This window comes from Streptomyces sp. Ag109_G2-15 (assembly GCF_900215565.1).
GTDB classification, from domain to species: Bacteria; Actinomycetota; Actinomycetes; order Streptomycetales; family Streptomycetaceae; genus Streptomyces; species Streptomyces diastatochromogenes.
The window spans coordinates 7448255-7472704 of the sequence record NZ_OCNI01000001.1 but is presented as its reverse complement, the minus strand read 5'-3'; the positions used below and the strand labels follow the sequence as shown (position 1 = coordinate 7472704).

Sequence of the window (24450 nt, the reverse complement as noted above, 5' to 3'; positions counted from 1 at the left end):
TGACACCGACCAACCGTGCCGTCAGGCGACGGTGGCGTCGGCGACGACCGCGTGGATGTCCGCCGTGATCTGCTTGTCGGCCTCGTCCGTGGTGACTCCGAGGAGGAAGGCCGTGCGTGTGCCGTCGACGGTCACCAGGGTCATCTCCAGGCGGGCGGTGCCGTCGCCGCCGTTGCGGATCCGCAGGACGGCCGTGTGGGCGGGCCGGCCGTCCACCTCGGTGGCGTGCGAGTCCTCCAGGGTGGCCGGCCGGTCGGGGAAGAAGAACTCGGCGTTGGAGCGGGCGGCGCTCTCGGCCGCCCGGCGCAAGTCAGCGCGCGGTACGGCCTGCCCGGCCCGGCCGGCCAGCACGGTGCCGCCGCCCGAGGAGGCCGCGCCGGAGGTCTTGCTCATCGTCGAGGAGAAGGCGTCGATCAGGTCCTTGTCCTTGGCCGCGTCGTGCTTCCAGCCTTCCGGCACGGCGTAGGAGAGTCCGGCGCGCGTGTCGGTGACCCGGGGACGGTCCGCCAGCGGGTCGTTCTCCCCGCCCTTGCTCCACCAGGCGGCGGCCACCACGCACGCGGCGACGAGGATCAGCGCCACCGCGCCCACGAGCAGCCGACGGCGCGGCCGGGGCGGCGCGGGCCGCGGCGGCTGGGTGGGGTACGGGAGCGGGGCGATCGGCGAGGGGCTTGTCATGCCCTCAGCCTTCATGATCTCCGGCGGGCGTCGCCTGAGTCGTCGTACTCATCTGCCATGCCTGGTTCGCCTACGACGTCTCCTGCGTTTCCCGCACTCCGAACAGGGCGGGTCCCACGGTCAGGATCCCGTCGCTCAGTGGCCGGCAGCGCACTCCCCCGCCGGCGCGCAGTGCCCGCTGCGCTCCCGGCCCCAGCGTGGTGTCCATCCAGGCGCAGGGTCTGGCCGCGCTGCGTACCGCCAGGTCCACGGGTCCGGTGCCGCAGTCGAGGAAGACCGTCGACCCGATGTACGCGTCGATGTCCACGCCGCGCAGCAGGACGTTACGGCGCGTGCGCAGCAGGCCGGCCTCGCCCGGGTCCGGCTGCGGCAGGCGTTCGACGGCCATCAGGGTGATCGACGCGTTGCGGTGGGCGGGGCGGTTGAAGTACCGGTCCCCGACGATGCCCAGTCCCGCGCGGACTTCGGCGGTCGTCACCAGTTCGTCGGGCGGCAGCTCGGGCTGTCCGTCGCCCGGTCGGCCAGCGAACCGGTGCACCGGCGAGACCAGCAGCTGAACGATTTCCACATGCGGCACGCCCCGAGCCTAGCCAGCGCTCCGCATCGCCTCACCCGGGCCGGCACCGCCTCTCAGCAGCAGGCGTCCACTCGCCCCGGCAGCCAGCAGCCCGGCCACCATGGCGACCAGGCCGAGGCCGGGTCCGGAGGACCAGTCGACGTGCGGGGCGCGGGCCGCCAGGACGAGCGTCATGGCGAGGGCCGTGCCGGGCAGGGACAGCAGGGCGGGGCGGGTGCGGTCCAGGTCGTCCTCGGCGAGGGAGCCCAGCACGCCCACCCCGAGCGCGAGTGCCCAGACGCCGAGGGCCTGGGCGTCCACCCGGTTCGTGTGCCAGGGCACGAAGTCCGCCCAGAAGCCGGGGCGGATTAGCAGCCCGGTTCCGATGCCCAGCCAGGACGAGCCGAGCACGGCGAGCGGCGGCTTCGACCAGCCGGGCAGCGGAGCGGTGCGCGGGACCGGCGGCCCGGACCGGCGGACGAGTTGCCCGGCGAGGCAGACCGCCGCCCCCACGCACAGCAGCCCCAGCACGAACAGCCAGCCCAGACTGAACAGCACCGAGACGATCGGGCCGCCGCGGGCGATGTACAGCCGGCCGGCGTTGAGCAGGCTGACCGCGAACAGACCGGCCAGGACCACGGCGAGCGGCAGGACGAGGGTGCGGGCCTGCTCCCAGGTGCGGGTGCGGGCGAGCCCGAACAGGGCCGGGGCGGTGCCCAGCATGCCGGCGCCGATCAGTCCGGGGCTCAGCGGGTCCGGCGAGGACCAGGCACCCAGGACGTGCCCGGTGAGGGCGACGGTCGTGAGGGTGCCGCCGACGAGCAGGTTGATCACCGCGACCGCGGTGGCCAGGAGGGCGACCCCGGCCGACAGCGGCCTCCCCGGTTCGGGCTCCGGTGCGGTGGCGCGGCGTGGGTCGGAGGACTCTGCCATAGGAGGGTTCCGTTCCGGGAGGATTCCGTTTCAGGAGGGTTCGGTTCCGTGGGGGCTAGCGGGCGGGGATCCGAGCGGCGAACCGGTTACGACGCGGGAGTGAGCGAAACGGCTACGACACCGAAGTAGCCGCCCGCACGGCAGGCAGCGGCGCCGGGGCGGAGCGCCTGCGGACCTCGCGGGCGTACAGCAGGCGCAGGCTCACCACCTGGGTGGCGCCGAAGGCCGTGAGCCCGCAGCCGATCGCGACGCCCGCCGTCAGGGCGGTGAACCGGGCGAGTCCCAGGCTGTGTTCGAAGAGCACGACGGCGCCGGCCGAGACCACGGGCGCCAGGCACAGCCCGGTCAGATGGATCCGCCACTCCTCACGGGCCCAGGGCCGCGCCTGCCGGGCGGCTCGCCGGGCGCCGAGGGCCATGACGGCGTGGGCGACGGCGTACGGCACCAGATAGGCGACCAGCAGCCGGCGCCCGGCCGTGCCGTACGCGGAGAAGGCGCGCGCGATCCAGACGAGGGCGGCGGCCGCGGCCAGGTGCGCGGTGGCGGTCACGGGCAGCGGCGCCCAGGACCGGCCGAGGCCGTCGACGGTGTCCCGGCGGTCCCGGGCGCGCGAGGCGAGCAGCGCGCCGAACGCGACGAGGGACCCGAGGTGCATGATGGCGACCCGGTTGATCTCCGTCATCGGCAGCCCGGGCAGCACGGCCGGCAGGGCGCCCCACTCCAGACGCAGCAGGGGCGCGGTGAGCAGGAAGCCGTAGCACAGGAGCATCCAGCGCTGGTGCAGGTCGGGGAGGCCGGCAACGGCCGCGAGGATGCCGAAGGTGACGCTCAGGACAGTGCCGACCAGGATGGTGGCGAGGACGATCCAGAAGGCGGCTCCGCTGAAGGCGTCCCGGGGCGCGGTGCGGGCGAGGTAGAGGCCGGCGCCGGCCATCGAGGTGTAGACCGTCACCGCGAAGAGGATCCCGAGGCCGCGGTGCAGACGGCTGCGGCGACGCGTGGCGGTCAGCAGCTGCGCGGGCCCGAGCAGCATGAGCAGTCCGCCCAGGGCGGAGTGCACGATCATCGGGATGAGGCTGTGCCGGTACGGCGCGACGCGGGTCGCGAGGGCGTCGGCGACGTAGCGGGGCGAGACCGCGTGCGCGAGCAGCGACTCCCCGAACGCGGGGGCGCCCGGGCGGGCGTACGGCCACAGTTCGGTCATCGCGAGGGGCGCGTAGCCGACGCACACGGCGGTCACGGTCACCGTGGCGACACGGCGCCAGGTGCTGCTCGTCCAAGGACGCACGACGACTCCCCGCTCTCGGGCGGCCCCGGTCCCGGTCCGACCCGCCATAGTCTCTTCTGGACTATCGAAGGGTTACCGACGGTAGAGCCGCCCCGCGCAGAGGTCAACGGTGTGCGCGAAGTCAACGGCCCGAGGCGCGTTCGTCCCGGCGCCGGACCCAGTCCCAGAAGTCGACCATCATCCGCTCGTAGCGGATGCCGAACTCCAGTGCCTCCCGCTGGCCGGGGGTCAGCAACTCGCCGACATCCTCGGCCAGTTGCTCGTACTTCCCCAAAATGCTTTCGTGTTCGGCGAATTGGGCGGGCGCGAGTTGTTCCGGCCGGGCCCCGAACCACAGCTTCAGGATGCCGCGCTCGCGGGCCTCCACGGGCACGAACTCGGGGTCGGCGAGCCACTGCCGCAGGGCTCGCCGACCCTCGTCCGTCAATGTCAGCACCCGGCGGTTGCGCCGGCTCTCCTGGCGCACCTGGGTCAGCATCCCGGCCGCGAGCAGGCGGTCGCACTGCGCGTAGACCTGCGCGTGCGGCACCGACCAGAAGGGCGCGACGGTGCGGCCGGCCTCCACCTTCACGTCGTACGCGCTGGCCTCGCCCAGCTTGTCGATGATGCCGAGGACGAGGAAGGAGGAGGTGGTCAGCCGCGCGTCAGCCATGGGCCGACCGTACCGTGATCCAGGCGCAGAAGGTCCCGGGGTGCTCCAGGTGGAGAGCCCGCACACGTTGCCGGTGACCGCCGGTGGCAGAATCGCGCCCATTCGATGATCACCCCGGAGGACGCACGTGACCGTGGACCTGGCCGAGTTCGCCGAGCCGGACGCCGAACGCCCGCCCACCCCCGTACCCGTGGACTGGGCGGCCGTGGAGGAGTGGCTCGGGACGCGGCTGCCCACCGACTACAAGGTGCTGGCCGACCGCTACGGCCCGGTGGACTTCGGGGAGTTCCTCTGGATCCATGTGCCGTGTGTGCAGCCGGGGCGGTTCGACTACGGCCGGTGGCTGTGGGCGACGCACCGGGAGGCCCGGATCGATGCGCGCGAACTGCCTGCGGGTGAGAGGCCGTTGCTGCACCCCGAGCCCGGCGGACTGCTCGCCTGGGGCTGCAGCCGGGGCTCCGACACACTGTTCTGGGACACCTCGGTGTCCGACGACCCCGACGAGTGGACGGTGGTCGTCACCCACCAGGGGCCCGTGCCCGGCAGCGGTCTGCTCCCCTGGCACCGGTACGACCTCACGCTCACCGGGTATCTACGGCACACCGTCCGTGACAGCTGGGAACTTCCGTCCCCGCCGGGCCCGTTGATGGGCCCCCTGCCGGGCACCTTCGCGCGCACCGCCTTCCTCGACACCGCCGGTCCCTGGACCCCGCCCGCCCCGACCGCACCCCGGCTGACCGAGGCGGAGCGCCGGGTCGCCCTGGAGACCGGCACGGGGCTGGACGCGCTGCGCCTGCTGACTCCGCCGCCGGCCGAGCCACATCTCGGGGACGGCACCTGGGAGGGGCTGTTCGAGCAGTTGGGCACGCCGTTGCCCGGGGAGTACGTACGGCTGATGGAGACGTACGGCAGTGGTTGCTGGAGCGGGTGGCTGCGGTTCCCGGAGCCACTGCGCACGACGGCACCGCGCTTCACCGCCTTCGTGGACCAGACGCTCGAGGCCTACGAGTCGCTGAGGTCCGGCCACCCGCAGTGGTATCCCCTCCCCACCTTCCCGGCGCCCGGCGGTTTCCTGCCCTTCGCCGACTCCATCGACGGCGACTACCTGGGCTGGCTCACCGAGGGCGACCGGCCCGACGACTGGCCGCTCGTGTTCTGGCCCCGGCACGCCGACCAGGGGCCGCCGCTGGAACAGGGGCTGATCGACACGCTGCTGGCCTGGCAGCGCGGCCGGCTCAGCACGGTCGGCCTGTGCGTCCTGGACGAGGACGACGACCCGGTCGAGTTCGCCGCCTTCGAGGCCTTCGGCGAGGAGGACGAGGACTGAGTCCCGGCCGTCGGCGGGTCGTCCGCACCCGGCATGATGATCACCATGACTCCGATCACCGGCCTGGACCTGACCGGCTTCACCTGGCGTGAGCCCGGCGTGTGGACGGACGCGGCGGGACTCGTCCTGTCGGTCCACTTCTTTCCCCTCGTCCCCGATCTGCCCGCCCCGCTGAATGAGTTCGAGCACCTGCGGACCGGGCTCGCGGCAGGCGTGGGCCGGGCCGGGGGCGGGCTCATCGAGGCGGTGCCCGGTACCCTGCACGGCGTCCCGGCGGTCCGTCAGCTGGTGAAGGTGCCTCGGCCGGGCGCACCGCGCGGGCAGGTGTTCCTCGGCTCGTGGACCGTACCGAAGGCGGGGTGCAGCGCGGCCGTGAAGGTACAGGCCGCGGAAGGCGCGATGACCGGTGTGCGCGAGGCCACGGTGATGGCGCAGATGGGGCCCGAGGCCTACTTCCGTCCCCACCCGTACTCCGCCGGCGGGCAGTTCGGCGGGCTCCCGTGTCACGCGGCCGACGACGAGCAGTGGGACGCGCTGTTCCCCGACCACCCGCTCACCCTGGTACGGGCCGCACTGCACCGCATCACGCCGACGGTCGCCCTCGACGAGCGCTTCCGGCAACTGCCCCCGTTCGCGGGACCCGTACCGCCCGCGCAGCACGGGTAGCTTGCCCTGTGTGACGACCGAGGGCGCGACAGGAGACGGCCGGGCGCTGCCCGGAGGCACGATGAACGCGGGTGCGGTCTTCCGCCGGGGTGCGGTGGTCGACCGTCCCGCACCCCGTACCGCCGGACGGCCGCGAGCAGCTGACCTTCATCGCGGGTGAGGTCGCCCTGCCGCCGTTTCCTCGGTGGGCGATGACGGAGCCCGCACTGAGGTCGGTGGGCGTCCTCCTGCGCCGCCTCCACGAGACCGGCGCGGCAGTCCCGGCCGACCCTCACCCCGACTGGCCCCGGGACCTGGCCGACCCACAGGGCGGACGGGGGACGGCACATCGTCTGACCCCGGCTCAGTCCTCGTTCAGACGCCAGGTCTTCCAGATCAGGTCGAGGCGGTCGTACGCCTCGATGTCCTGTCCCGCGTCGAGCATGTCCAGGGCCTGCTGCCACTGGCGAAGATCCTCCGGGAAGAGCCAGGTCCTGAGGCTGCCGCGCAATCAGGTCGATCGGCTCCTCGGCCATCAAGGCACCTCCCGGCTCGCGCATGTGGTCGAACACTATGGCCTGGGCTCGGTGTCGAAGGCGACGAACCTCAGCTCCGAGGTGTAGCGCCGGCCCTCGTCGTCCGTGAGCCAGGTCTGTTCCGGGGTGGGCAGCATCTCGGTGATCGTGACCTTGCCCTCCGGGTGCTTGCGGGCGAGGCGGCGCAGGGCCTTGGCGAGGATGGTGACGTAGACGGGGCTGTCGAAGTCCACGTAGAACGGCCGGGACTCGGTCGGAGAGACGACGAACACGAAGCGGGGCAGGCCGCGTTCGGTGCGCCAGTGACGGGCGCGGACGAAACGGCGGGCCTCGTCCTTGTCGTCGGCGAACTCCGCCCGGGCGGCGGCCACCCGCCAGGTCTCCCGGGCGATCACCAGGCGGTCCACGCTCACCCGGGGCGAGTGGTCCGACTCCGGGAGGAGCCGGAACAGGTCCATCGACAGGGTCGTCAGCACGTGGGAGAAGACGTCCACCGCCGGGAACTTGGAGCCGTCCGGGAGCCGGACGACCAGCCGGCCTTCGCGTTCCTCCACCATGGCGTCGGCGCTGCGGACGGTGCGGGGCCGGTTCGGGTCCGCCGTGAAGTCGGCCAGGGCCACCTGATGGTCCTGGGGTCGTACGAGGGTGTGGCGGACCCTGGCCGAGAGGCGGGCTCGGTGCTCCTTCGGGATGAGGGGCATGAGGCGCGGGCCGGGGTGGTCGCGGTCGGTGAGGCGGAACAGCTCGTCCACGTCGGGGTGTTGGTGGGTGAAGAGCGAGGCGCCCAACGTGTTGGCGGCGACGTGGAGTTCACCGAGGACGAGGGTGAAGTCGCCGCGTGCGACCGCCTCCGCTCCGTCGGCGGCCAGCATCACGTCCGGGCTGAGATAGCGGGCGGCGGTCCAGCCGCCGCCGGTCGTCCCGAACTCCTTCCCGACCTGTGCCTCGATGTCCGGCAGTCGTACGTCCACGCGGCGGGCCCCGGCCGGCACGGCGAGGACGCGCTGCCAGCGCTCGGCGAACTCCCGCTGGAGGTCCACGGCGGCGGTGCGCGCCGGGCCGTGCAGCACGGGCAGGCACGCGAACCAGAAGGACGCCAGGTCGACCGGGCCCTCGGCGGCCAGCCGTGCGTACACCCGGTGCGCCTCGGCCGTCACCGTCTCGGCGAGGCGGGAGGTGAGCCAGCCGGCGCTGTCCATCAGGGGCCGCAGCGGGCGCAGGGCGTCGAGTACGGCCGGGCCGATGCGGGCGGTGGCGGCCCGGCGCGTGTCGGAGTACACCAGCGCCCGGCACGGGGCGGTCGACGCGGACTTCTCGCGCACGGCGGGCGTGTCGGTCAGCTCCGTGAAGGTGCGCTCCAGGCCGGTCATCGCCTCGACCAGCTCGTCGACGTCACGGGCCGCCGCGATACGGGCGCGGCCCTCCTCCAGCCGGTTCAGGGCCGCGAGGCCCCGGCGGCGCGGCCCGGGCGCCCCGACGGACTCGAGCCAGGAACGCAGGGCGCGGTCGGGGTGGGTGTCGGCGGGGACCTCCAGGCGCCACACCACCCAGCGGCGGGCGACCAGGTCGTCCAGGACGGCGGGCACGTCGGTGTCCGGTAGTTCGGCGGCGATGCGCCGCGCCGGGCGGATGCCGTCGCAGCGGGCGAGGACGGCCGCGGCCTCGGCCGACAGGGTCAGCGGGCGCCGCCCCGGTACCCGGACCCGGTCCCCGTCCAGGGCGACGAAGGGCACGCGCCGGGGTGCGGTCCACTCGCGCAGGGCGGGGTCGGCGTCCAGGGTCTTCGCCAGCGCGTCGATGCCCCAACTGGCCCAGTAGACAGTCGAGTCGGCGATCAGGCCGTGTCCGGCGTCGAGCGTGACACCCGGCGCGGTCGCGTCCCAGCGGCCCCAGCCGACCGGGCCGAAGAAGCCGATGGTGTCGTTCTTCACGCAGAACCGCTGCCAGTAGTGGGCGACCAGCTCCTCCCGTTGCCGGGGCATACTGCTCCGGCTGTCGGCCGTCGGGGTCCAGCGCAGGAACGGGGCGATACCGGTGCGCAGGACGGTCGGGTTCTGCCAGGCCACCGCCTCGCGGAAGGCGGGGGTGCGGGCGATGTCCTGCAGGGTGTGTGCGGACTCAACGGCGGCGTCGGCGAAGAGGTGGGCGAAGTCCGCCCAGCGGGCGCCGTCCAGATTGTCGTCGGCGGCGAACTTGTCGGCCGCCTCGGCCAGTCCGGCCGGTGCGAGGCGCAGCACTCCGTCGGCGGGGAAGCCCGGCCCGCGCAGGGCGAACTGCTCCCACAGCCGCCAGCGGCCGACGGACGGCACGAGGTCTTCGGTCATGGCACGGCTCTCCTTGGCGAACGTGGGTGGACTGTCCTTGCCGTAGGGGGTGCGGCCGGGCGGCCACACCCCGGATGCCGTCAGGCGGCTCCGTAGTCCGCGTCCACGACCTCGGCCAGGTCCCGGGGCGTGGGGTAGGCGAAGACCAGGGAGACCGGGAGGTCCACGCCGAGGGCCTCCTGGAGGCGGCCGGTGATCTGGAAGGCGGTGAGCGAGTCGCCGCCCGCCTCGTAGAAGTCGGTGTCCGCGGTGAGGTCGGCGAGGGCCAGGACGTCCCGGAAGATGCCGACGAGCAGGTCGAGGGTGCTGATGGCGGTGTTCGTGGTCATGACGTGTGCTCCTTCGGGTGAGGGTGGGCGAGGTGGAGGTCGTGCAGGCGGGCGGGCGTGTTGCCGCCGGAGACGACGGCCACGGCACGTTCGGGGCGGCCGGCGCGCAGGGCGCCGGCCAGGGCGACGGCCCCGCTGGGCTCGGCGTCGATGCCGTACCGGCGCAGTAGGGCCGCGGCGGCGAGGATCTCGGCGTCACCGACGGCGATCAGGTCGTCGACGCGGTCGCGGATGATCGGATAGGGGACGGCTCCGGGGCGCTGGCCGCGCAGCCCGTCCGCCACGGTGGTGCTGGGCGGCAGCTGGACCGGGTGGCCCGCGGCCAGGGAGCGGGCGTAGCGCGGGGTGGAGGCGGGCTCGACGCCGACCACGCGCACCGGGTGGCCGTCGGCGGCGAGGCAGACGCCCGCGAGGAGTCCGCCGCCGCCGGTCGGGACGTAGACCGTCTCGGTGCCGGGGGCGTCGGCGAGCAGTTCGACGCCGACCGTGCCCTGTCCGGCGACGACCAGTGGATGGTCGGAGGAGGGGACGAGGACGGCGTCGCGCTCGCTCGCCAGGGCGCGGGCGCGTTCCTCCCGTTCGGCCACTCCCCCGCCGACCCGCAGGGTCTCGGCGCCGAGCGCCCGGATGGCGGCGGTCTTCGCGGGAGCCGCGCCCGCCGCCAGGACCACCGTCAGCCGGATGCCGAGCGTGCGGGCGAGGCGGGCCAGGGCGATGCCGTGGTTGCCGGAGGAGCCGGTGACGACTTGGTCGGCGTCCAGGGCGAGGACGGCGTTGGCGGCGCCGCGCAGCTTGAACGAGCCGGCCGGCTGGAGGTGTTCGGCCTTCAGCAGCAGGCGCGGGCCGTCCACCGCGGTCGCCGGTCCGGGCAGGAGAGGGGTGCGGACGACGTACGGGGCGATGCGCTCGGCGGCGGCGCGCAGGTCGGCGGGGCCGAGGCGCACCTCGGCGAGGCTCGGGCGGCGGACGGTGGCGACCTGGCGCACGTCGGTGGCGGTCATCCGGCTCTCCCGACTCTTCGGGCTCGCCCGACACTCCCCGCACCCCCCGCGTCGGCAAGGAGCCTCCGGTCCGCCTTGCCACCCCGCGTCGTGGGCAGCGTGTCGAGTCGTACGAAGCGGCGGGGCATCAGGTGGGGCGGCAGCAGGCGGGCGAGATGGGCGCGCAGCGCCGTGTCCGTGGTGTCGGCCAGCTCGCCCGTGACATGGGCGAGGAGGTACCCGCGCCCTCGGTCGTCGCTGTGCGGCGTGACCACGGCCCCGGTGACCCTCGGGTGGGCCAGCAGCACACCCTCGATCTCCGCCGGGTCCACGCGGTAGCCGCGTATCTTCACCTGCCGGTCGGTCCGGCCGGCGTAGTGCAGGCCCTCGGGTCCCCACCAGCCGAGGTCACCGGTGCGGTAGAGGCGGGCGCCGGGTGGGCCGTACGGGTCGGGTACGAAGCACTCGGCCGTGCGGGCCGGTCGACCGCCGTAGCCACGGGCCAGGCCGGCTCCACCGATGTACACCTCGCCCACCGTGCCGTCGGGCACGGATGCCAAGTCGGCGTCCAGGACCCGGATCACGGCTCCGGCGCGGGGCGTGCCCACCGGGTCGGCGGACGGGTCGGGTGCGGCGGGGACGGCGTACCGGGTGGTGGTCATGGTGCACTCGGTCGGGCCGTACTGGTTGACCAGCGTGCCGGGTACGAGGGAGCGGCCGCCCGCGGCGAGGAAGGGCCGCAGCGACTCCCCGCTGGACGCCACCAGGCCGACGCCGGCCAGCGGTTCGCCGAGCCCCCGCTGCCCGGCCAGGTGGGCCAGGAAGGAGGGGGTGGTGCTCAGCACGGCGGTGATGCCGTGCTCGCGGACGGTGCGGGCGAACTCCTCGGGGCGCAGCAGCCGGGCCCGGTCCACGATCACCAGGCGGGCGCCGGCGAGCAGCGGGACGAAGGTGTCCCGGATCGAGGCGTCGTAACCGAGGGGTGCCGTCTGCAGGGCCACCGTGTCCGGGCCGAGACCGAACGCGGCGGCCGTGTCCCTCAAGTACATGTCGAGGCTGCGGTGTTCGACCAGGACGGCACTGGGTTCCCCGGTGCTGCCGGAGGTGTGGCTGACGTAGGCGAGGGCGCGGGGGTCGACCGGGCCGGGCCGTGCGTCGTCCGGGGTCGCCGGGTGTGGCTGGTCGAGGAGGACGGACGGCATCCGCAGGCCCAGGACGGGGGCCAGGTCGGCGGTGGTCAGCAGCAGGCCGGCGCCCGCGCTTCGGGTGAACGCGGCCAGTCGGTCGCGCGGTTGCCCCACGTCGAGCGTCAGGAAGGCCGCCCCGCAGCGCAGGACCGCGGCCATGGCCGCCACCGCCCGGGTGCCGTGCTCGACGGCCACGGCGCACACCGTCTCCGGGCCGACGCCGTGGGCCCGCAGGATCCGGGCCGTCTCCTCGATGTGCTCGGCGAGCCGGGTGTAGGTCACCTCACCTGAGGGTGTGGTGAGCGCGATCCGGCGCGGGTGACGCGAGGCGTGTGCGTGGATGTCGTCGGCGACGGTGCGCATCACGCCTCCCCCGTGCCGGCGACGGTCTGGTCGACGGCCACGAACCGGAGTTCGGAGGTGTAGCGGCGGCCCTCGTCGTCGGTGAGCCAGGCCTGTTCCGGGGTGGGCAGCATCTCGCTGACCTTCAGCCGGGCCCCGGGGTCCTTGCGGGCGAGCCTGCGGGCCGCCTTGGCGAGGATGGTGATGTACACGGGGCTGTCGAAGTCGACGTAGAACGGGCGGGGTTCGGTCGGGGAGACGACGAAGACGTACCGGGGCAGCTCGTGGCGGCGCTGCCAGTGCCGGGCCCGGACGAAGCGGGCGGCCTCCGTCTTCTCGTCGGCGAAGTCCACTCCGGCGACGGGGAGTTGCCAGGTCTCGCGGGCCACGGTCATGCGGTCGACGGTGATGCGCGGGGTGTGCTCGCCCTCCGGGCGCAGGGTGAAGCGGTCCATGACGCGCTGGGTGAGGGTGTTGGCGTACACGTCGAGGAGGTCGTACGCCGTGCCGTCGGGCAGCACGGCGGCGAGCCGGCCGTCGCGGTCCTCGACGGTGACGTCCGCGCCGAGCACGGTGCGGGGCCGGTGCGGGTCTCCGGTCTGGTCGACCAGGGCCACGTAGTGGTCCTCGGGCCGGTCCAGGGCGGGGCGGCTGCGCGAGGACCACTTCAGGGGCAGTTCCTTCGGCAGCATGGGCAGCAGGCGCGGGCCGGGGAAGTCGCGGGTGGTCTCGGCGAGGAGCACGTTCCGGTCGGGGTGCTGGTACACGAACAGGGAGGCACCCATCGTGTTCAGCGCACAGTGCATCTCGCCCAGGACCAGTTCGACGTCACCGCGCGCGAGGGCCTCGTCGTCTGCGGCCGTCACCAGGACGTCGGGGCTGATGTACCGGGCCAGCGACCAGCCGTCGCCCGGTTCGTCGAACTCCCGCCGCACCCGCTCGGCCAGCTCCGCCGTGGACAGCCGGACCCGGCGCGCCCCCGGCGGCAGGTCGAGGATCTTCGTCCACTTGGCGCGCAGTTCGGCCTGGGCGGTGTCGATGAGGTCGCCGGCGTCCGGGTGCGGGGAGGGCAGGGTGTGCAGCCACAGGGTGGCGAGGTCCACGGGTGCGCCGTCGGCGCGCAGCCGGTCGTGGACGGTGCGCAGGCGGGTGCGGATGGCGTCGGCGAAGCGGTTGGTCATCCAGCGGGCGGCGGTCAGGCAGAGTTGGAGCGGCTCCAGGTGGGCGAGGAGTCCGGCGCCGGCCGTTGCGGTCGCCGAGCGGCGGGCGTCGGAGTACACCAACCCCCGGCAGGGCGCGGTGCGTTCGCCCTTGGCGCGCTGGGCCTCGCTGTCGGTGAGCGCGGCGAAGTCGGCCTCCAGGTCGCCGATCGCGCGGGTCAGCGCTGTGGCGTCGGTACCGGCGGCGCGTACGGCGTCCCGGCCGCGTTCCAGAACGGCGAGCTTGGCGAGCGCCCGTTCGCGGGCCGCCTCGTCGGGGACGCGCTCCAGGATGCGGCGCAGGGCGCGGTCGGGACGGGTGGCGGCGGGGACCTCCAGTTTCCAGTGGACCCAGCGGCGGGAGACCAGCTCGCCCACGATCCGGGCCGCCTCGCCCGCCTCGATGCCGAGGGCGTCGGCGATCGCGTCCGGGTGGCGGGTGCCGTCGCACAGCTGCAGCACGGCCAGCTCGGTGGCGCCGATCCGCTGGGCGGGCCGCCCCGGCACCCGCACCGCGCCGTCCGCCCAGCGCACGAAGGACACCCGGCGGGGCGGGATCCAGCGCATCAGGTCCCGGTCCTCGGCCAGCACCTTGGCGAGGGCGTCGATCGCCCAGCCGGAGAAGTACACCTCCGAGGCGGCGAGGAAACCCTGCCCCGGGTCGACGGCGACGGCATCCGGGGTGGACGTGTCCCAGCGGCCCCAGCCGACCGGGCCGAAGAAGCCGATGGTGTCGTTCTTCACGCAGAACCGCTGCCAGTAGTGGGCGACCAGTTCCTCGCGCTGCCGTGGCATGCTGCTGCGGCTGTCGGCCGTGGGCGTCCAGCGCAGGAACGGGGCGATGCCGGTGCGCAGGACGGCCGGGTTCTGCCAGGCCAGGGCCGCCTGGAAGCGGGCCTGGGCGGCGATCTCCTGCAGCCGGCGGGCGGTGCGTACGGCGGCCTCGGAGACGTCCTCGGTGAAGGCCTGCCACTCGGTGCCGGACAGGTCGGCGTCCGGGCCGAACTTGTCGGCGGCCTCGGCCAGTCCGGGCGGGGCGAGGCGCAGGACGCCGTCGGCGGGGAAGCCGGGGCCGCGCAGCGCGAACTGTTCCCACAGCCGCCAGCCTCCGCCCGGCAGCAGGACAGGTGCGTGCTCGTCCGACATCGCGTGGCTCCTTCCGGAAAGGGGGTGCGCGGGAATCGCGTGGCTCGGCCGGGCGGCAGGCGCCGCCGCCGGGAGTGCCGGGTGCCGGGCTCCCCGCGACCGGTCAGCACCGTCCCGCGGCACGGCCACCCCTCACCAGAGAAGATCCGGCAGCAACGCGCGCCACCGGATCGGCGCGTTCGTCCCTGCCCCGGGTGCGGGGCCCCGGGCACGCTGACCTCGTCGGCCCCTGACCTGCGGTCGGCCCATCATCTGCGGGAGGTTCACCGTGACGCACGACTACCTGGCGACCGGTACGGGCGGCGAGGAGGCCGGCCGGGACAGCGACGAGGTGTATCTCGTGGTGCGCAACGACGAGGAGCAGTACTCCATCTGGCGCGCGGACCGCGAGGTGCCCGCGGGCTGGTACCCGGAGGGCCTGCGGGGCAGCCGGCAGGAGTGCCTGGACCACATCGGCGTGATCTGGACGGACATGCGCCCGCTCAGCCTGCGCCGCCGGCTGGCCGGGGCAGATGTCTGAGCACCGCCCGGGTCCGCTCCTGACCCGCCCGGCCCACGCCCCGCCGCCGGGGCTGCTCTGCCCGGCCGTGCTGGACCTGTCGGGTCTGCGGCGCCCGGTGGGACTTCCTCGACCCCGGGCGCTGGAGGGGCCGTTGGAGCTGTACCTGGCCCAGGTCGGCGCCGTGGACGAAGGCGCCCTGCGCCACGCGCAGGAGCTGCTGGACGCGGAGGAGCGGGCGCGTGCCCGCGCGTTCCGGCACGCCCGGGACCGGGACGCCTACGTGGTGGCGCACGCGGCACTCCGCAACGTCCTGAGCGTCCTGCTGGGCATGCGGGCCGACGCGCTGCCGCTGGTGCGCGAACCCTGCGCGGGCTGCGGCGGACCGCACGGCCGGCCGGCGCTGCGGACGTCGGGGGTGCGGACGCCGGGGGTGCACTTCTCGCTGTCGCACAGCGGGGGCCTGGTGCTGGTGGCGCTCGCCGGCGCTCCGGTCGGTGTCGACGTGGAGGGGCTGGCCACGGCGCAGGCGGTGCTGAGCGCCCGGTCCGCACTGCACGTGGCGGAGCGGGACGAGCTGACCCTGCTGCCCGCCCACGAGCGTCCGGCGGCGTTCACCCGGGCCTGGGTCCGCAAGGAGGCCTATCTCAAGGGCCTGGGCACCGGTCTGGTGCGCGATCCCGCGCTGGACCACGTCGGCACCGGACCGCTGCCCGTCGCACCGGCACCGGACTGGACCCTGCGGGACGTGCTCGTACCGGCCGGGTACGCGGCGGCCGTGGCCCTGCGCGGCGCATAACAAGGCAAGTAGTGGGGGCCGGTCCAACGACCGGCCCCCACTGGGCTGTTCGGCTGAGGCACCCGAATCCCGGAGTGTTCACCTCCACGATTCCTTCATGTCTCCCCGGGAGTCACCGCGATACGATCACGCGCGTGACGGCACCCGAACCGACCATCCTCGCCACCTCCGGAGGGCATCGCGTCGGCGGACGCACCCGGGTGCTCTTCGACGCCCTGGTCCATCACGCGGTCGACCTCTCCGGTGTGCACGGCAGGCGGCCGCGCATCCTGTACGTCGGCACGGCCACGGGAGACGCGGAACACGTCACGGCGCGGGTGTCCGAGGCGGCCCGGGTGGCGGGCTTCGACCTCACCCCGCTGCAGCTGTTCCCCATGCCGAACGTCGACGACATCGAGGCCACCGTCCTCGGCCATGACGTGGTCTGGGTGATGGGCGGCTCGGTCGCCAACCTGCTCGCCGTGTGGCGGGTGCACGGCCTGGACACCGTGATGCGCCGCGCCTGGCAGGCGGGCGTGGTGCTCGCCGGTGTGAGCGCGGGCTCCATCTGCTGGTTCCGGGGCGGCGCGACGGACTCCTTCGGGCCCGAGCTGCGCCCGGTCACCGACGCCCTCGGCCTGCTCCCGTACGGCAACGGCGTGCACTACGACTCCGACACGGGCCGTCGCCCGCTGATCCACCGTCTCGTCGCGGACGGCACCCTCCCGACCTCCCACTGCACCGACGACGGAGTGGGCCTGGTCTACCGGGGCACCGAGTTGGTCGAGGCCGTGGCGGAACTGCCGGGTAAGGCCGCCTACTTGGTCTCCCGGCAGGGCGCGCGGGCGGTGGAGGAGCGCATCGAGCCGCGGCTGCTGCCGACGCCGGCGTTCTGAGACCCCCTCAGGGCGTCGGCATGGCTGCCGCACGGCGTCAGACGAGGCCGTGGCGTACCGCGTGGGCCACCGCGTGGGCGCGGTTGCGGGCCTGGAGGCGGGACATGACCTCGTAGATGACGTTCTTGACGGTGTGTTCGGAGCAACACAGCAGCCGGGCGATGTCCGCGTTGCCGTGTCCCTCGGCCATCAGGCGCAGCACAGAAGTCTGCCGGGCGGTCAGGGCGGGCCGCGCTCCGGTCCGCGCCGGTGTGCCGTGCTGCGGGCCGGCGGTCAGGAGCTGGGACAGCACCGGGTAGGGGATGCTCTGGTACGGATGGCCGGTGCGGCGGAAGGCTGCCATCAGGTTGTCCTCGGTGAGGTCCGAAGCCCTGAGGACGACCGCTCCGGCGCGGAGGGCCAGCATCAGGCCCCTGCGTGTGACGTTGTCGCACACGAGCAGCAGCGGGCCGGGGTCACGCACTCCCCGCAGCGCCTGCTCGGCGTCGTCGGCGACGATCACCGTGGCGGTGGGGGAATCATGGCCGGGCGCCTGGTCGAGACCGGCGCGGCGGGCGAGGGCGTGGACGCGGTCCGCGTGGCGCGGGGACAGGACGCGTATGAGCAGGGCACCAGGGGCGGTGAGGGTCGTCGTCACAGCAGGCCCGCCCTCAGTGCGTAGGCCACCGCGTGGGCGCGGTTGCGCAGCCGGAAGCGCTGGGTGATGTCGTGGACGACCGTGGTCACCGTACGCGGGGAGTAGGCGAGGCGCTGGGCGATCTCCGCCGTCTCGTGCCCGTCGGCGACGAGTTCCAGGACCGAGCGCTCGCGTTCCGACAGGGCGCTGCCCGCCCAGCCGCCTGCCGTGTGCCGGGCCGCGCCCGGCCGGTCGAGGACCTGTTCGAGCAGTTCGGGTGGCAGGGTGCAGTCGTCCCGGGCGGCGGCCAGCACCGCGTGGGCGAGACGCGCGGCGTCGGCCTCCCGGCGCAGCAACAGGCCGCGAGCACCGGCGGCGAGGGCGTGCAGGGCGTCACCGGAGGCGAGGGCGCCGGCCACCAGGACGACGGCGGGGCGGTTCGGGTGGGCACGGGTCGTACGCACCATGTCGAGTTCGGCGGGTCCGAGCCGGTCCACGGTGAGGACGGCGACCCGTGCGTCACCGGGCTCGCACACGGCCAGCCCCGGGCACGTGAGCAGGGAACTGCGGGTGCCGGCCTCCAGCACCGGGTCGAGGGCGACCACACCGACGGGTACGGGTGCTCCCATCTGCTGCTCCTTGGAAGGTCGTCCGCCCGGTCGTCAGTGTTGCGGGCGGTCTGGGGTACTGCACAACACCCTGCTGTGCCGGCACGTACGGAGCATCGGTAGTCGACCCCCACCTTTCCCGGCCGGCGGGTGGTGGACCCCGGCGCGGGGCGGGAGGGAGCCGGCTGTGGGGCCGTGGGGCGGGTCCGGGGAGGTTGTGTGAAGGGCGGGTGGGGGTGGAGATGGGGGTCGCGCGCCGCCCCAAGGGCGGCTGCAAGGCCCGGGCCAGGGTTGCCAAGGCTCTGGAGCGAACTCGCCACCCCCACCGGGGGGTTGCCCACCCACCCCTGCCGACCTGCCGTTTCTCCGGCCGAGGGTGGGGCCGTCCCCCAGTGCGGTGGGGGCCCGCGAAGAATATGGGGGTCGCTTCCCCATGTGGGGGACGTACCGGCTCTGCGACCTTCGTCTCGTGACTGAGACCGCCAGCCTCCCGACTCCCCGGAGCGCCGGCCTGCCGCTCGCCTGGTGGGCCCCGGCGCTGTCCCTCGCGGAACGGCTCGCCGCCCCGGACCTCCCGGCCGCGCCAGCCGGGCCCACCTCCGCCGGGCGCGCCCCCTGGGCAGCCGGTGACGCGGAGGGCTTCGCCGCGCGACTCGCCCACCTCGGCGTCGACGCGGGCACGGCGGGGGCGCTCGCGCTGGAGTCGGCCGAGCGGCTGGCGGCCCGGACGGAAAAGCCCGGTTGGGCGCGGTACGTAGAACAGGCGCTGGAGTCGGCCACCGAGGAAGCGGCCGACGGGCACACCGGAGGCGCGGGACCCGATGCGTTCGCTCCCGTCGTACGACCGCTCGTCGCCCCGGCGGCCGCGCGGCTGGACAGCCTGCTGGCGAGGCTGCCGGAAGCCGAACGGGCGGTCTGGCAGGGCGCGTTCCAAGAGCGGCTGACGCACCAGCTGGTCCGGCAGGCCGCCCGCACCCTGGTCCACGAACTCGCCTCGGCGCGGCGGGCCGCCCGGCTGGCCGGGGCCGGACCGCGCGAGCGGTTCGCCTCGTTCCTCGCCATGACACGCACCCGGCTGGGTCTGGGCGGGCTGTTCGCCGCCTACCCGGTGCTGGCCCGGATGCTCGGGCAGACCGCGCTGGACGCCACCGAGGCCGCCGCGGAACTCGTACGGCGGTTCCAGGCCGACCGGGACGACCTGGTCGCCGGTCTCCTCGACGGCCGGGTCCCCGGGGCGCTCAGCCGCGCCGACCTCGGCCTCGGGGACGCGCACCAGGGCAACCGGGCGGTCGCGGTGCTGCACTTCGCGAGCGGTGACCGGATCGTGTACAAGCCCCGGCCGCTGGAGCAGCACGCGCTCCTGGACGACCTGGTGGGCTGGCTGAACACCAAGGTGCCGGGGCTCGGGCTGCGCAGTCCGCGCAGTGTTCGCCGGGACGGGTACGGCTGGCTGGAGTTCGTGGCGCACCGCTGGTGCCGGTCGGTGGCCGAGACCGACGCCTTCTACCGGCGGCAGGGCGCGCTGCTGGCGCTGCTGTACGCGGTGGACGGTGCCGACATGCACTACGAGAACGTCATCGCCTGCGGCGACCAGCCGGTCCTGGTGGACGCCGAGACGCTGCTGCACACCGGGCTTCCGCCGGCCATGACGGCCGGTGCGGACCCGGCCGCGGACGCCCTGCACGCGTCCGTGCACCGCACCTGCCTCCTGCCCCACCTGCTGATCGGTGAGCACGGGGCGCTCGACATCTCCGCGCTCGGCCGGTCCACCGACGGCACCTACCCGAGCGAGGGGCTGCGCTGGGAGGACAGCGGCACGGACACCATGCGGGCGGTGCGCGCCCCGGTGCTCAGCCCGGCCGCGCAGAACCACCCCCTGCCCGACGGCCGTCCGCTGGACGGCGCCGATCACCGGGCCGCCCTGCTGGAGGGCTTCCGCACCGCCTACGCGGCCGTCTCCGCACACGGCCGCGAACTGGCCGGCGCCGACGGGCCGTTGGCCGCCCGGGCCGAGAGCCCGGCCCGCCTCATCGTCCGCTCGACCCGGCTGTACGCGACGCTGCTGGAGGAGTCCACCCATCCGTCCCTGCTCGGTGACGCGCTGGCCAGGGAGGGTGTGTTCGCCGTCCTGTGGACCGAGTCCGAGCAGGACGAGGTGCGCCGCAGGCTCGTCGAGCACGAGACGGCGGACCTGTGGCGCGGTGACGTACCCCTGTTCACCCATCGGCCGTCCGGGACCGGGGTCCGGGCGGCCGATGGGACCTGGCTGCCCGGTCTGCTGCCGGTGGCGAGTCTGACCGCGGTCCGGGAGAAGATCGCCCGGATGGACGAGGTCGACTGCCACGACCAGGAGTGGATCGTCGCCGCCACCCTCGCGGCGCGCGGTGCCGCGTCTCCGCTGGACCGGCCCAGGTCCGAGCTGACGGTGACGCCGGTGCCCGCCGTGGTACCCGAGCCGTCCCGGCTGCTCGCCGCGGCCTGCGGGATCGCCGACGAGATCGCCGCCCGCGCGGTGCGCTCCGAGGGCCGGACCAACTGGCTCGGTCTGGAACGGGTTTCGGGCCCGCACTGGGCGGTGCTGCCCATGGGCGCCGGCCTCGCGCAGGGCTACTGCGGGGTCGCGCTGTTCCTGGCCCACGCGGACGCACTGGCCGGGGGCGGCCGGTACGCGCCACTGGCCCGGGAGGCCGTACGGCCGTTGCCCGCCCTGCTGAAGGCGCTGGCAGCCGACCCCGAGCTGAGTGCGGCGGCGGGTCCCGGGGCGTACGACGGGCTCGGCGGCATCCTGTACGCCCTGGTGCGGCTGTCGGCCCTGCTGGACGAGAACCTGACGGACTGTCTGCCGGACGCGCTGACGGCGCTCGGCCACGCCGCGGCGGCCTGCCCGGACCCGGGCCTGGCCGGTGGTACGGCCGGGGCGCTGGCCGCCGCGGTGGCGGTGTACGAGGCGACCGGAGCCGCCGAGGCCCTGCGGCTGGCGGACCCGGTGGCGGACCGGCTGCTGGCCACGGCGGCCGACGCCGACGGGGTGCCCGGATTCGCGAACGGCGGTGCGGGCGTCGGCTGGGCTCTGCTGCGGTACGCGGCCCGCCGGCCCGGGCGTGCCGCCGCGCACACGGCCACCGCCCACGCCATGCTCCGTGCCGCGCTCCAGGACGCCCTGACCACGCCACAGGACCCGTCCTGGTCCTCCGGACTCGCCGGGGTGGCGGCCGCCGCCCTCGGACCCGACGCGCCGTCGGTCCGGAACCGGCTGACGGAGACCGAGGTGCGCCCCGACCTGAGCCTGGGGCACGGCACCCTCGGCACGCTGGAGGCCCTGGCCGTGCTCGCCGAACGGGGTGACGCGACCGCGGCCGAGAGCCTCACCGGGCGCACCGGCCAGGTGCTCGCCCTCGTCGAGGCGCAGGGACACCGCTGTGCCACCCCGGACCACGTGCCCTCCCCCGGGCTGCTGACCGGACTGTCCGGGATCGGCTACGGCCTGCTCCGCCTGGCCCGCCCCGAGTCCGTCCCTTCCGTTCTGCTCCTGGGACATCCCGACCACTGACCGACCCACGCACCACCGCTCAACCGCTCGTCAGCACCACGGCTTTCCTCCACCTCCCACCCCGTGCTCGCCCGCGCGGGTCATACGAAGGGGATCACCGTCATGGACAAGCACCTCACCACCGCCGCCGCCTCCGCCGCCGAGGTCACCGACACCACCGCCATCGAGCAGGACGCGGCGGGCGGGATCACCCTCAAGGGCCGCAACCGCGCCTGCGCCCGGGCCCGTGTGCTGGCCGGGATGGTGCTGACCAGCGGGATCGTCATCACGCTGAGCACGCTGGACACCTCGGTCTCCGCGCCGCGGTGACGCCTCGTCAGCTGTGACACCCAGCGGTGGTTGCGGGCTCCTTCGGGAGCCCGCAACCACCGCTTCGGCACGAGAACCGGAACGTGTACGGGCGACCTGCCACACGTCCCGATATTCCGATTATCATCTGCGTTCATGCGTTCCCATGCGCCTTCCCTGGTCGGACGGGAGCCCCAACTGGGCTTGCTCGAGCGTGCCTTGTCCGACGCCCGGCAGGGTCGCGGTGGTGTGGTCTTCCTGGTCGGCGAGGCCGGGGTCGGCAAGTCACGGCTGGCGGCCGAGGCCGTGGGCGGTGCGCTGGGGGCCGGGATGCGGGTGCTGCGCGGCCGCAGCAGCACAACGGGTCCGGCCGTGCCGTTCCGGCCGCTCACCGAGGCGCTGATGTCGCTGTTCCGCAGCGGCGAACCCCTCGACGACCTGGTCCTCGGGCCCTACCGGCCGGTCCTCGGGCGGCTGATTCCCGACTGGGACACCGGGGAGCGGGAGAGCAGCTCGATGGTGATCCTGGGCGAGGCGGTCCTGCGCCTGCTCATCGCCGCGGCCCGCGGCCAGGGCCAGCTTCTGCTGCTGGAGGATCTGCACGACGCCGACCCGGAGACGCTCGGCGTTCTCGAGTACCTGGTGGACAACCTCGAGTACACGCCGGTGCTGCTGCTGGCCACCGTGCGGACGGACTTCAGCGACGCCCTCGACCTGGCGCAGTCGGCCCGTCGGCGCGGTGCCGCCACCCTGGTCGAACTGCCGTCGCTGACCCGCCCCCAGGTCCACGACATGATCGCGGCCCAGCTCGGCGTCCCCGGCCCCGACGAGGTGCCCGCACCGGTCCTGCGGCGCCTGTGGGAGGACAGCGCGGGCAGCCCGTACCTGGTCGAGGAACTGCTCCAGTCCATGATCGGAGCCGGCACGCTGGTGCAGGGTCCGGACGGCTGGCGGGCGGTCGGGGATCTTCGCAGTGACGTTTCCTCGACGCTGGCCCGCGGCATCCTCCGCCGTATCGACCGGCTCGGCGCACAGGGCCTCACCCTCCTGTCGGCCGCCGCCGTGCTCGGCAGGCGCTTCCCGCTGACCGTGCTGCAGCGCATGACCGGCATCGACGACCGGGCCCTGCTCAGCCATCTGCACGCGGGGGTGGCCGCCCGGCTGGTGCTGCCCGACGAGCCCGCCCCGGACTGGTACTCCTTCCGCCACTCCCTCACCGTGGAGGCCCTGTTCACCCAGATGACGCCCGGCCGACGCGCCGATCTGGCCCGGCGCGGCGCGGAGGCGGTCGAGGAGCTGCACCCCGAACTCGCCGGGGACTGGTGCGCGTTGGCCGCGGGCCTGCGCTGCGAGGCCGGTGACACCGCCGAGGCCGGGCGGCTGTTCGCCGAGGCCGGCGGGCGGGCGCTGGCGGCGGGCGCGCTGGGCTCGGCGGTGACCCTGCTCAGCCGGGCCGAGGACCTGCTGGCGTCCGGCAGTGATCCGCAGGCCCGGGCCGGGGTGCTCGAACACCTGCTGCCCGCGCTCGCCGAGGCGGGTGACTTCGCCCGCGCCTTCGACCTGGCCGAGGACCTCCATGTGCTCGACGGCTCCGGCCTGAGTCCGGCCCGGCTGGCCACCCTGCACACCCGGCTGGCCAAGGTCGCCCACACGGCGGGCCGCTGGAGCGACGGCAACCGCCAGATAGCCAGGGCCCGGAAGGTGCTGGCGGCGGCTCCGGACGACGCGACCGCGGCGGCCGTCGACGTCACCGCCGCCTATCTCGCCCTCGACACGCCCGGCCCCGACCGCACGCAGCACGCCGAGAAGCTGGCCCGCTCGGCCGCCGACACCGCCGAGCGGTACGGGCTGCCCGTCGTCGCCTGCCAGGCCCGGGAGCTGCTCGCCACGGTGGCCCGCGAACGGGACCCGGAGGAGTCGCAGGCGATGCTGGAGCAGGCCCTCGCCACGGCCGAGCGGCACCGGCTGCCGTTGCAGCGCATGTACGCGGCCACCCGCATGGGCGGCAACGCGTGGCTCGCCGAGGGCGACACCGCGGGCCTGCTGGCGGCCCGTGCGGAGGCGCTGCGGCTCGGCTCGGTCAACATCGTGCACACCGTGGACGGCATCCTCGTCCTCGACGGTGTGCTGCGCGGCCGCTACGACACCGCGCGCACGGCCGCCACCGAGTGCCTGGCCGTCGTACGCCGACTGCGGCTCGCCCCCGCGGTGCGCTACGTCCTCATGGCGCAGGCCACGCTGGAGGCGCACCTCGGCGACCGAACGGCGATGGAGGCGGCACTGGCCGCGTTCGCCGAATGGGACGGGGCCGGTTCGCAGGAGGAGCCGCTGTGCTTCGGCCTGGCCCGCGCCTTCTGCGCGCTGATGGAGGAGGACCGCGAGCTGTGCCGGGCGGAGCTGCGGCAGGTGCTGGCCCTGGAGGCCGGCAACCCCACCACCTATCACCTCAGCGGCACCCACGGCCTCGTCCTGCTGCTGGACCTGCTCGCCGGTGACGCGGACCGGGCCCGGCACGAGGAGGTCACCGCCACCGCGGTCGCCCGGATGCGCTGGAACCGTCAGTTCGTGATGCTCGCCGATGCCGTGCTGCTGGGCCGGGAGGGCGAGGGCGCACGGGCCGCCGCGACGGTCGAGGCGGCGCTGGCGGTGGCGGAGCCGTATCCGATGGCCCAGCATCTCGGGTTGCGGCTGATCGCGGACGCGGCGCACCAGGACGGCTGGGGCGATCCGGTGGGGTGGCTGCGGCGGGCGGAACACCACTTCCACGAGCGGGACGTGGCGGCCGTCGCGGGCGCCTGCCGGGCCGCACTGCGCCGGCTCGGCGCTCCCGTGCACCAGCACCGCTCGGGCACCAGCGGCATCCCCGAGCACCTGCGCGCGCAGGGCGTCACCGTCCGGGAGTTCGAGGTCTTCCGGCTGCTCGCGGAGCGGCTGAGCAACAAGGACATCGCGGACCGGCTGTTCATCTCGCCGCGTACGGCCGAGAAGCACATCGCGAGCCTGATGACCAAGACCGGGGCCCTCAACCGCGCGGACCTGTGCGCCCGGTCGGCCGCACTGCGAACCGCCTGACCTCGTCCGGCGTCCCTACTA

21 protein-coding genes and 1 pseudogene are annotated in these 24450 nt (G+C 74.4%); 9 read left to right on the top strand and 13 right to left on the bottom strand.

Going from position 1 to position 24450, the window contains the following annotated elements; translation table 11 throughout:
* Nucleotides 1-21: 21 nt before the first annotated feature.
* The 5 genes from CRP49_RS33620 to CRP49_RS33600 form a co-directional block, all read right to left on the bottom strand.
* Nucleotides 22-678, bottom strand: a complete 657-nt coding sequence (locus CRP49_RS33620; protein WP_097256741.1) for a hypothetical protein — start codon at nt 676-678, stop codon at nt 22-24.
* Nucleotides 679-748: 70 nt separating this feature from the next.
* Nucleotides 749-1255: a molybdenum cofactor biosysynthesis protein gene (locus CRP49_RS33615; protein WP_097256740.1), complete on the bottom strand. Its 507-nt coding sequence runs from the start codon at nt 1253-1255 to the stop codon at nt 749-751.
* 9 nt (nt 1256-1264) lie between these two features.
* The gene (locus CRP49_RS33610; protein ID WP_097256739.1) at nt 1265-2167 is read right to left on the bottom strand and encodes a hypothetical protein; all 903 of its coding nucleotides are present in this window, start codon (nt 2165-2167) and stop codon (nt 1265-1267) included.
* 112 nt (nt 2168-2279) lie between these two features.
* Entirely contained in the window at nt 2280-3455 is a 1176-nt protein-coding gene (locus CRP49_RS33605; RefSeq protein ID WP_257033574.1) for a DUF2306 domain-containing protein, read from the bottom strand.
* 121 nt (nt 3456-3576) lie between these two features.
* The gene (locus tag CRP49_RS33600) at nt 3577-4107 is read right to left on the bottom strand and encodes a PadR family transcriptional regulator (protein ID WP_097256737.1); all 531 of its coding nucleotides are present in this window, start codon (nt 4105-4107) and stop codon (nt 3577-3579) included.
* A 127-nt stretch (nt 4108-4234) separates the two neighbouring features.
* On the opposite strand from CRP49_RS33600, the gene CRP49_RS33595 reads away from it, so the two are divergent.
* From CRP49_RS33595 to CRP49_RS48190, 3 genes and pseudogenes are all read left to right on the top strand, one after another.
* On the top strand, nt 4235-5434 hold the full coding sequence (locus tag CRP49_RS33595; RefSeq protein WP_097256736.1) for an SMI1/KNR4 family protein: 1200 nt from the start codon (nt 4235-4237) through the stop codon (nt 5432-5434).
* A 45-nt stretch (nt 5435-5479) separates the two neighbouring features.
* Entirely contained in the window at nt 5480-6100 is a 621-nt protein-coding gene (locus CRP49_RS33590) for a hypothetical protein (RefSeq protein WP_097257681.1), read from the top strand.
* A 61-nt stretch (nt 6101-6161) separates the two neighbouring features.
* Nucleotides 6162-6459: pseudogene (locus CRP49_RS48190) on the top strand (aminoglycoside phosphotransferase family protein); the annotation flags it as partial.
* On the opposite strand, the gene CRP49_RS47030 reads toward CRP49_RS48190, so the two are convergent.
* The 6 genes from CRP49_RS47030 to CRP49_RS33560 form a co-directional block, all read right to left on the bottom strand.
* Nucleotides 6444-6590 carry a DUF5959 family protein gene (locus CRP49_RS47030; RefSeq protein WP_179851833.1) on the bottom strand — a complete coding sequence of 49 codons (147 nt, stop codon included), beginning with the start codon at nt 6588-6590 and terminating at the stop codon, nt 6444-6446. The pseudogene CRP49_RS48190 and the gene CRP49_RS47030 sit on opposite strands and share 16 nt — an antisense overlap.
* Nucleotides 6591-6650: 60 nt before the next feature.
* Entirely contained in the window at nt 6651-8939 is a 2289-nt protein-coding gene (locus CRP49_RS33580) for a lantibiotic dehydratase (protein WP_097257680.1), read from the bottom strand.
* 80 nt (nt 8940-9019) lie between these two features.
* A complete protein-coding gene (locus CRP49_RS33575; protein WP_097256735.1) occupies nt 9020-9268 on the bottom strand; it encodes an acyl carrier protein in 249 nt (82 codons plus the stop codon).
* Complete coding sequence (locus tag CRP49_RS33570) at nt 9265-10269, bottom strand: threonine/serine dehydratase (protein ID WP_097256734.1); 1005 nt, start codon at nt 10267-10269, stop codon at nt 9265-9267. The genes CRP49_RS33575 and CRP49_RS33570 overlap by 4 nt, the downstream gene beginning before the upstream one ends.
* Complete coding sequence (locus CRP49_RS33565; RefSeq protein WP_097256733.1) at nt 10266-11798, bottom strand: amino acid adenylation domain-containing protein; 1533 nt, start codon at nt 11796-11798, stop codon at nt 10266-10268. The genes CRP49_RS33570 and CRP49_RS33565 overlap by 4 nt, the downstream gene beginning before the upstream one ends.
* Nucleotides 11798-14122, bottom strand: coding sequence for a lantibiotic dehydratase (locus CRP49_RS33560; protein ID WP_097256732.1), 2325 nt, complete (start codon nt 14120-14122; stop codon nt 11798-11800). The genes CRP49_RS33565 and CRP49_RS33560 overlap by 1 nt, the downstream gene beginning before the upstream one ends.
* 268 nt (nt 14123-14390) lie before the next feature.
* Here CRP49_RS33560 and CRP49_RS33555 point away from each other — a divergent pair, with 268 nt between their 5' ends.
* The 3 genes from CRP49_RS33555 to CRP49_RS33545 all read left to right on the top strand — a co-directional run bounded on the left by CRP49_RS33555 (nt 14391) and on the right by CRP49_RS33545 (nt 16295).
* On the top strand, nt 14391-14642 hold the full coding sequence (locus tag CRP49_RS33555; protein WP_306459758.1) for an MbtH family NRPS accessory protein: 252 nt from the start codon (nt 14391-14393) through the stop codon (nt 14640-14642).
* Nucleotides 14635-15420 carry a 4'-phosphopantetheinyl transferase superfamily protein gene (locus tag CRP49_RS33550; protein WP_097256731.1) on the top strand — a complete coding sequence of 262 codons (786 nt, stop codon included), beginning with the start codon at nt 14635-14637 and terminating at the stop codon, nt 15418-15420. Before CRP49_RS33555 ends, CRP49_RS33550 begins: the two co-directional genes overlap by 8 nt.
* 134 nt (nt 15421-15554) lie before the next feature.
* Entirely contained in the window at nt 15555-16295 is a 741-nt protein-coding gene (locus CRP49_RS33545; RefSeq protein WP_097256730.1) for a peptidase E, read from the top strand.
* A 37-nt stretch (nt 16296-16332) separates the two neighbouring features.
* On the opposite strand, the gene CRP49_RS48185 is transcribed toward CRP49_RS33545, so the two are convergent.
* Both CRP49_RS48185 and CRP49_RS33535 read right to left on the bottom strand, forming a co-directional pair.
* Complete coding sequence (locus tag CRP49_RS48185; protein WP_257033573.1) at nt 16333-16932, bottom strand: response regulator transcription factor; 600 nt, start codon at nt 16930-16932, stop codon at nt 16333-16335.
* Entirely contained in the window at nt 16929-17540 is a 612-nt protein-coding gene (locus CRP49_RS33535; RefSeq protein ID WP_097256729.1) for a response regulator transcription factor, read from the bottom strand. Before CRP49_RS33535 ends, CRP49_RS48185 begins: the two co-directional genes overlap by 4 nt.
* Nucleotides 17541-17988: 448 nt before the next feature.
* On the opposite strand from CRP49_RS33535, the gene CRP49_RS33530 reads away from it, so the two are divergent.
* The 3 genes from CRP49_RS33530 (at nt 17989) to CRP49_RS33520 (ending at nt 24429) form a co-directional block, all read left to right on the top strand.
* A complete protein-coding gene (locus CRP49_RS33530; protein WP_257033572.1) occupies nt 17989-21069 on the top strand; it encodes a type 2 lanthipeptide synthetase LanM family protein in 3081 nt (1026 codons plus the stop codon).
* 102 nt (nt 21070-21171) lie between these two features.
* Entirely contained in the window at nt 21172-21378 is a 207-nt protein-coding gene (locus CRP49_RS33525) for a hypothetical protein (RefSeq protein WP_097256727.1), read from the top strand.
* 135 nt (nt 21379-21513) lie between these two features.
* A complete protein-coding gene (locus tag CRP49_RS33520) occupies nt 21514-24429 on the top strand; it encodes a LuxR family transcriptional regulator (protein WP_097256726.1) in 2916 nt (971 codons plus the stop codon).
* Nucleotides 24430-24450: the final 21 nt, after the last annotated feature.

Excerpts from the sequence above, each read along its gene's own strand:
- CRP49_RS33550 (WP_097256731.1), top strand. The coding sequence starts at position 14,635 with ATGTCTGAGCACCGCCCGGGTCCGCTCCTGACCCGCCCGGCCCACGCC.
- CRP49_RS33610 (WP_097256739.1), bottom strand. The coding sequence starts at position 2,167 with ATGGCAGAGTCCTCCGACCCACGCCGCGCCACCGCACCGGAGCCCGAA.
- CRP49_RS33535 (WP_097256729.1), bottom strand. The coding sequence starts at position 17,540 with ATGGGAGCACCCGTACCCGTCGGTGTGGTCGCCCTCGACCCGGTGCTG.
- CRP49_RS33560 (WP_097256732.1), bottom strand. The coding sequence starts at position 14,122 with ATGTCGGACGAGCACGCACCTGTCCTGCTGCCGGGCGGAGGCTGGCGG.
- CRP49_RS33620 (WP_097256741.1), bottom strand. The coding sequence starts at position 678 with ATGACAAGCCCCTCGCCGATCGCCCCGCTCCCGTACCCCACCCAGCCG.
- CRP49_RS33590 (WP_097257681.1), top strand. The coding sequence starts at position 5,480 with ATGACTCCGATCACCGGCCTGGACCTGACCGGCTTCACCTGGCGTGAG.
- CRP49_RS33520 (WP_097256726.1), top strand. The coding sequence starts at position 21,514 with ATGCGTTCCCATGCGCCTTCCCTGGTCGGACGGGAGCCCCAACTGGGC.
- CRP49_RS33580 (WP_097257680.1), bottom strand. The coding sequence starts at position 8,939 with ATGACCGAAGACCTCGTGCCGTCCGTCGGCCGCTGGCGGCTGTGGGAG.
- CRP49_RS33525 (WP_097256727.1), top strand. The coding sequence starts at position 21,172 with ATGGACAAGCACCTCACCACCGCCGCCGCCTCCGCCGCCGAGGTCACC.
- CRP49_RS33570 (WP_097256734.1), bottom strand. The coding sequence starts at position 10,269 with ATGACCGCCACCGACGTGCGCCAGGTCGCCACCGTCCGCCGCCCGAGC.
- CRP49_RS33575 (WP_097256735.1), bottom strand. The coding sequence starts at position 9,268 with ATGACCACGAACACCGCCATCAGCACCCTCGACCTGCTCGTCGGCATC.
- CRP49_RS33600 (WP_097256737.1), bottom strand. The coding sequence starts at position 4,107 with ATGGCTGACGCGCGGCTGACCACCTCCTCCTTCCTCGTCCTCGGCATC.
- CRP49_RS33565 (WP_097256733.1), bottom strand. The coding sequence starts at position 11,798 with ATGCGCACCGTCGCCGACGACATCCACGCACACGCCTCGCGTCACCCG.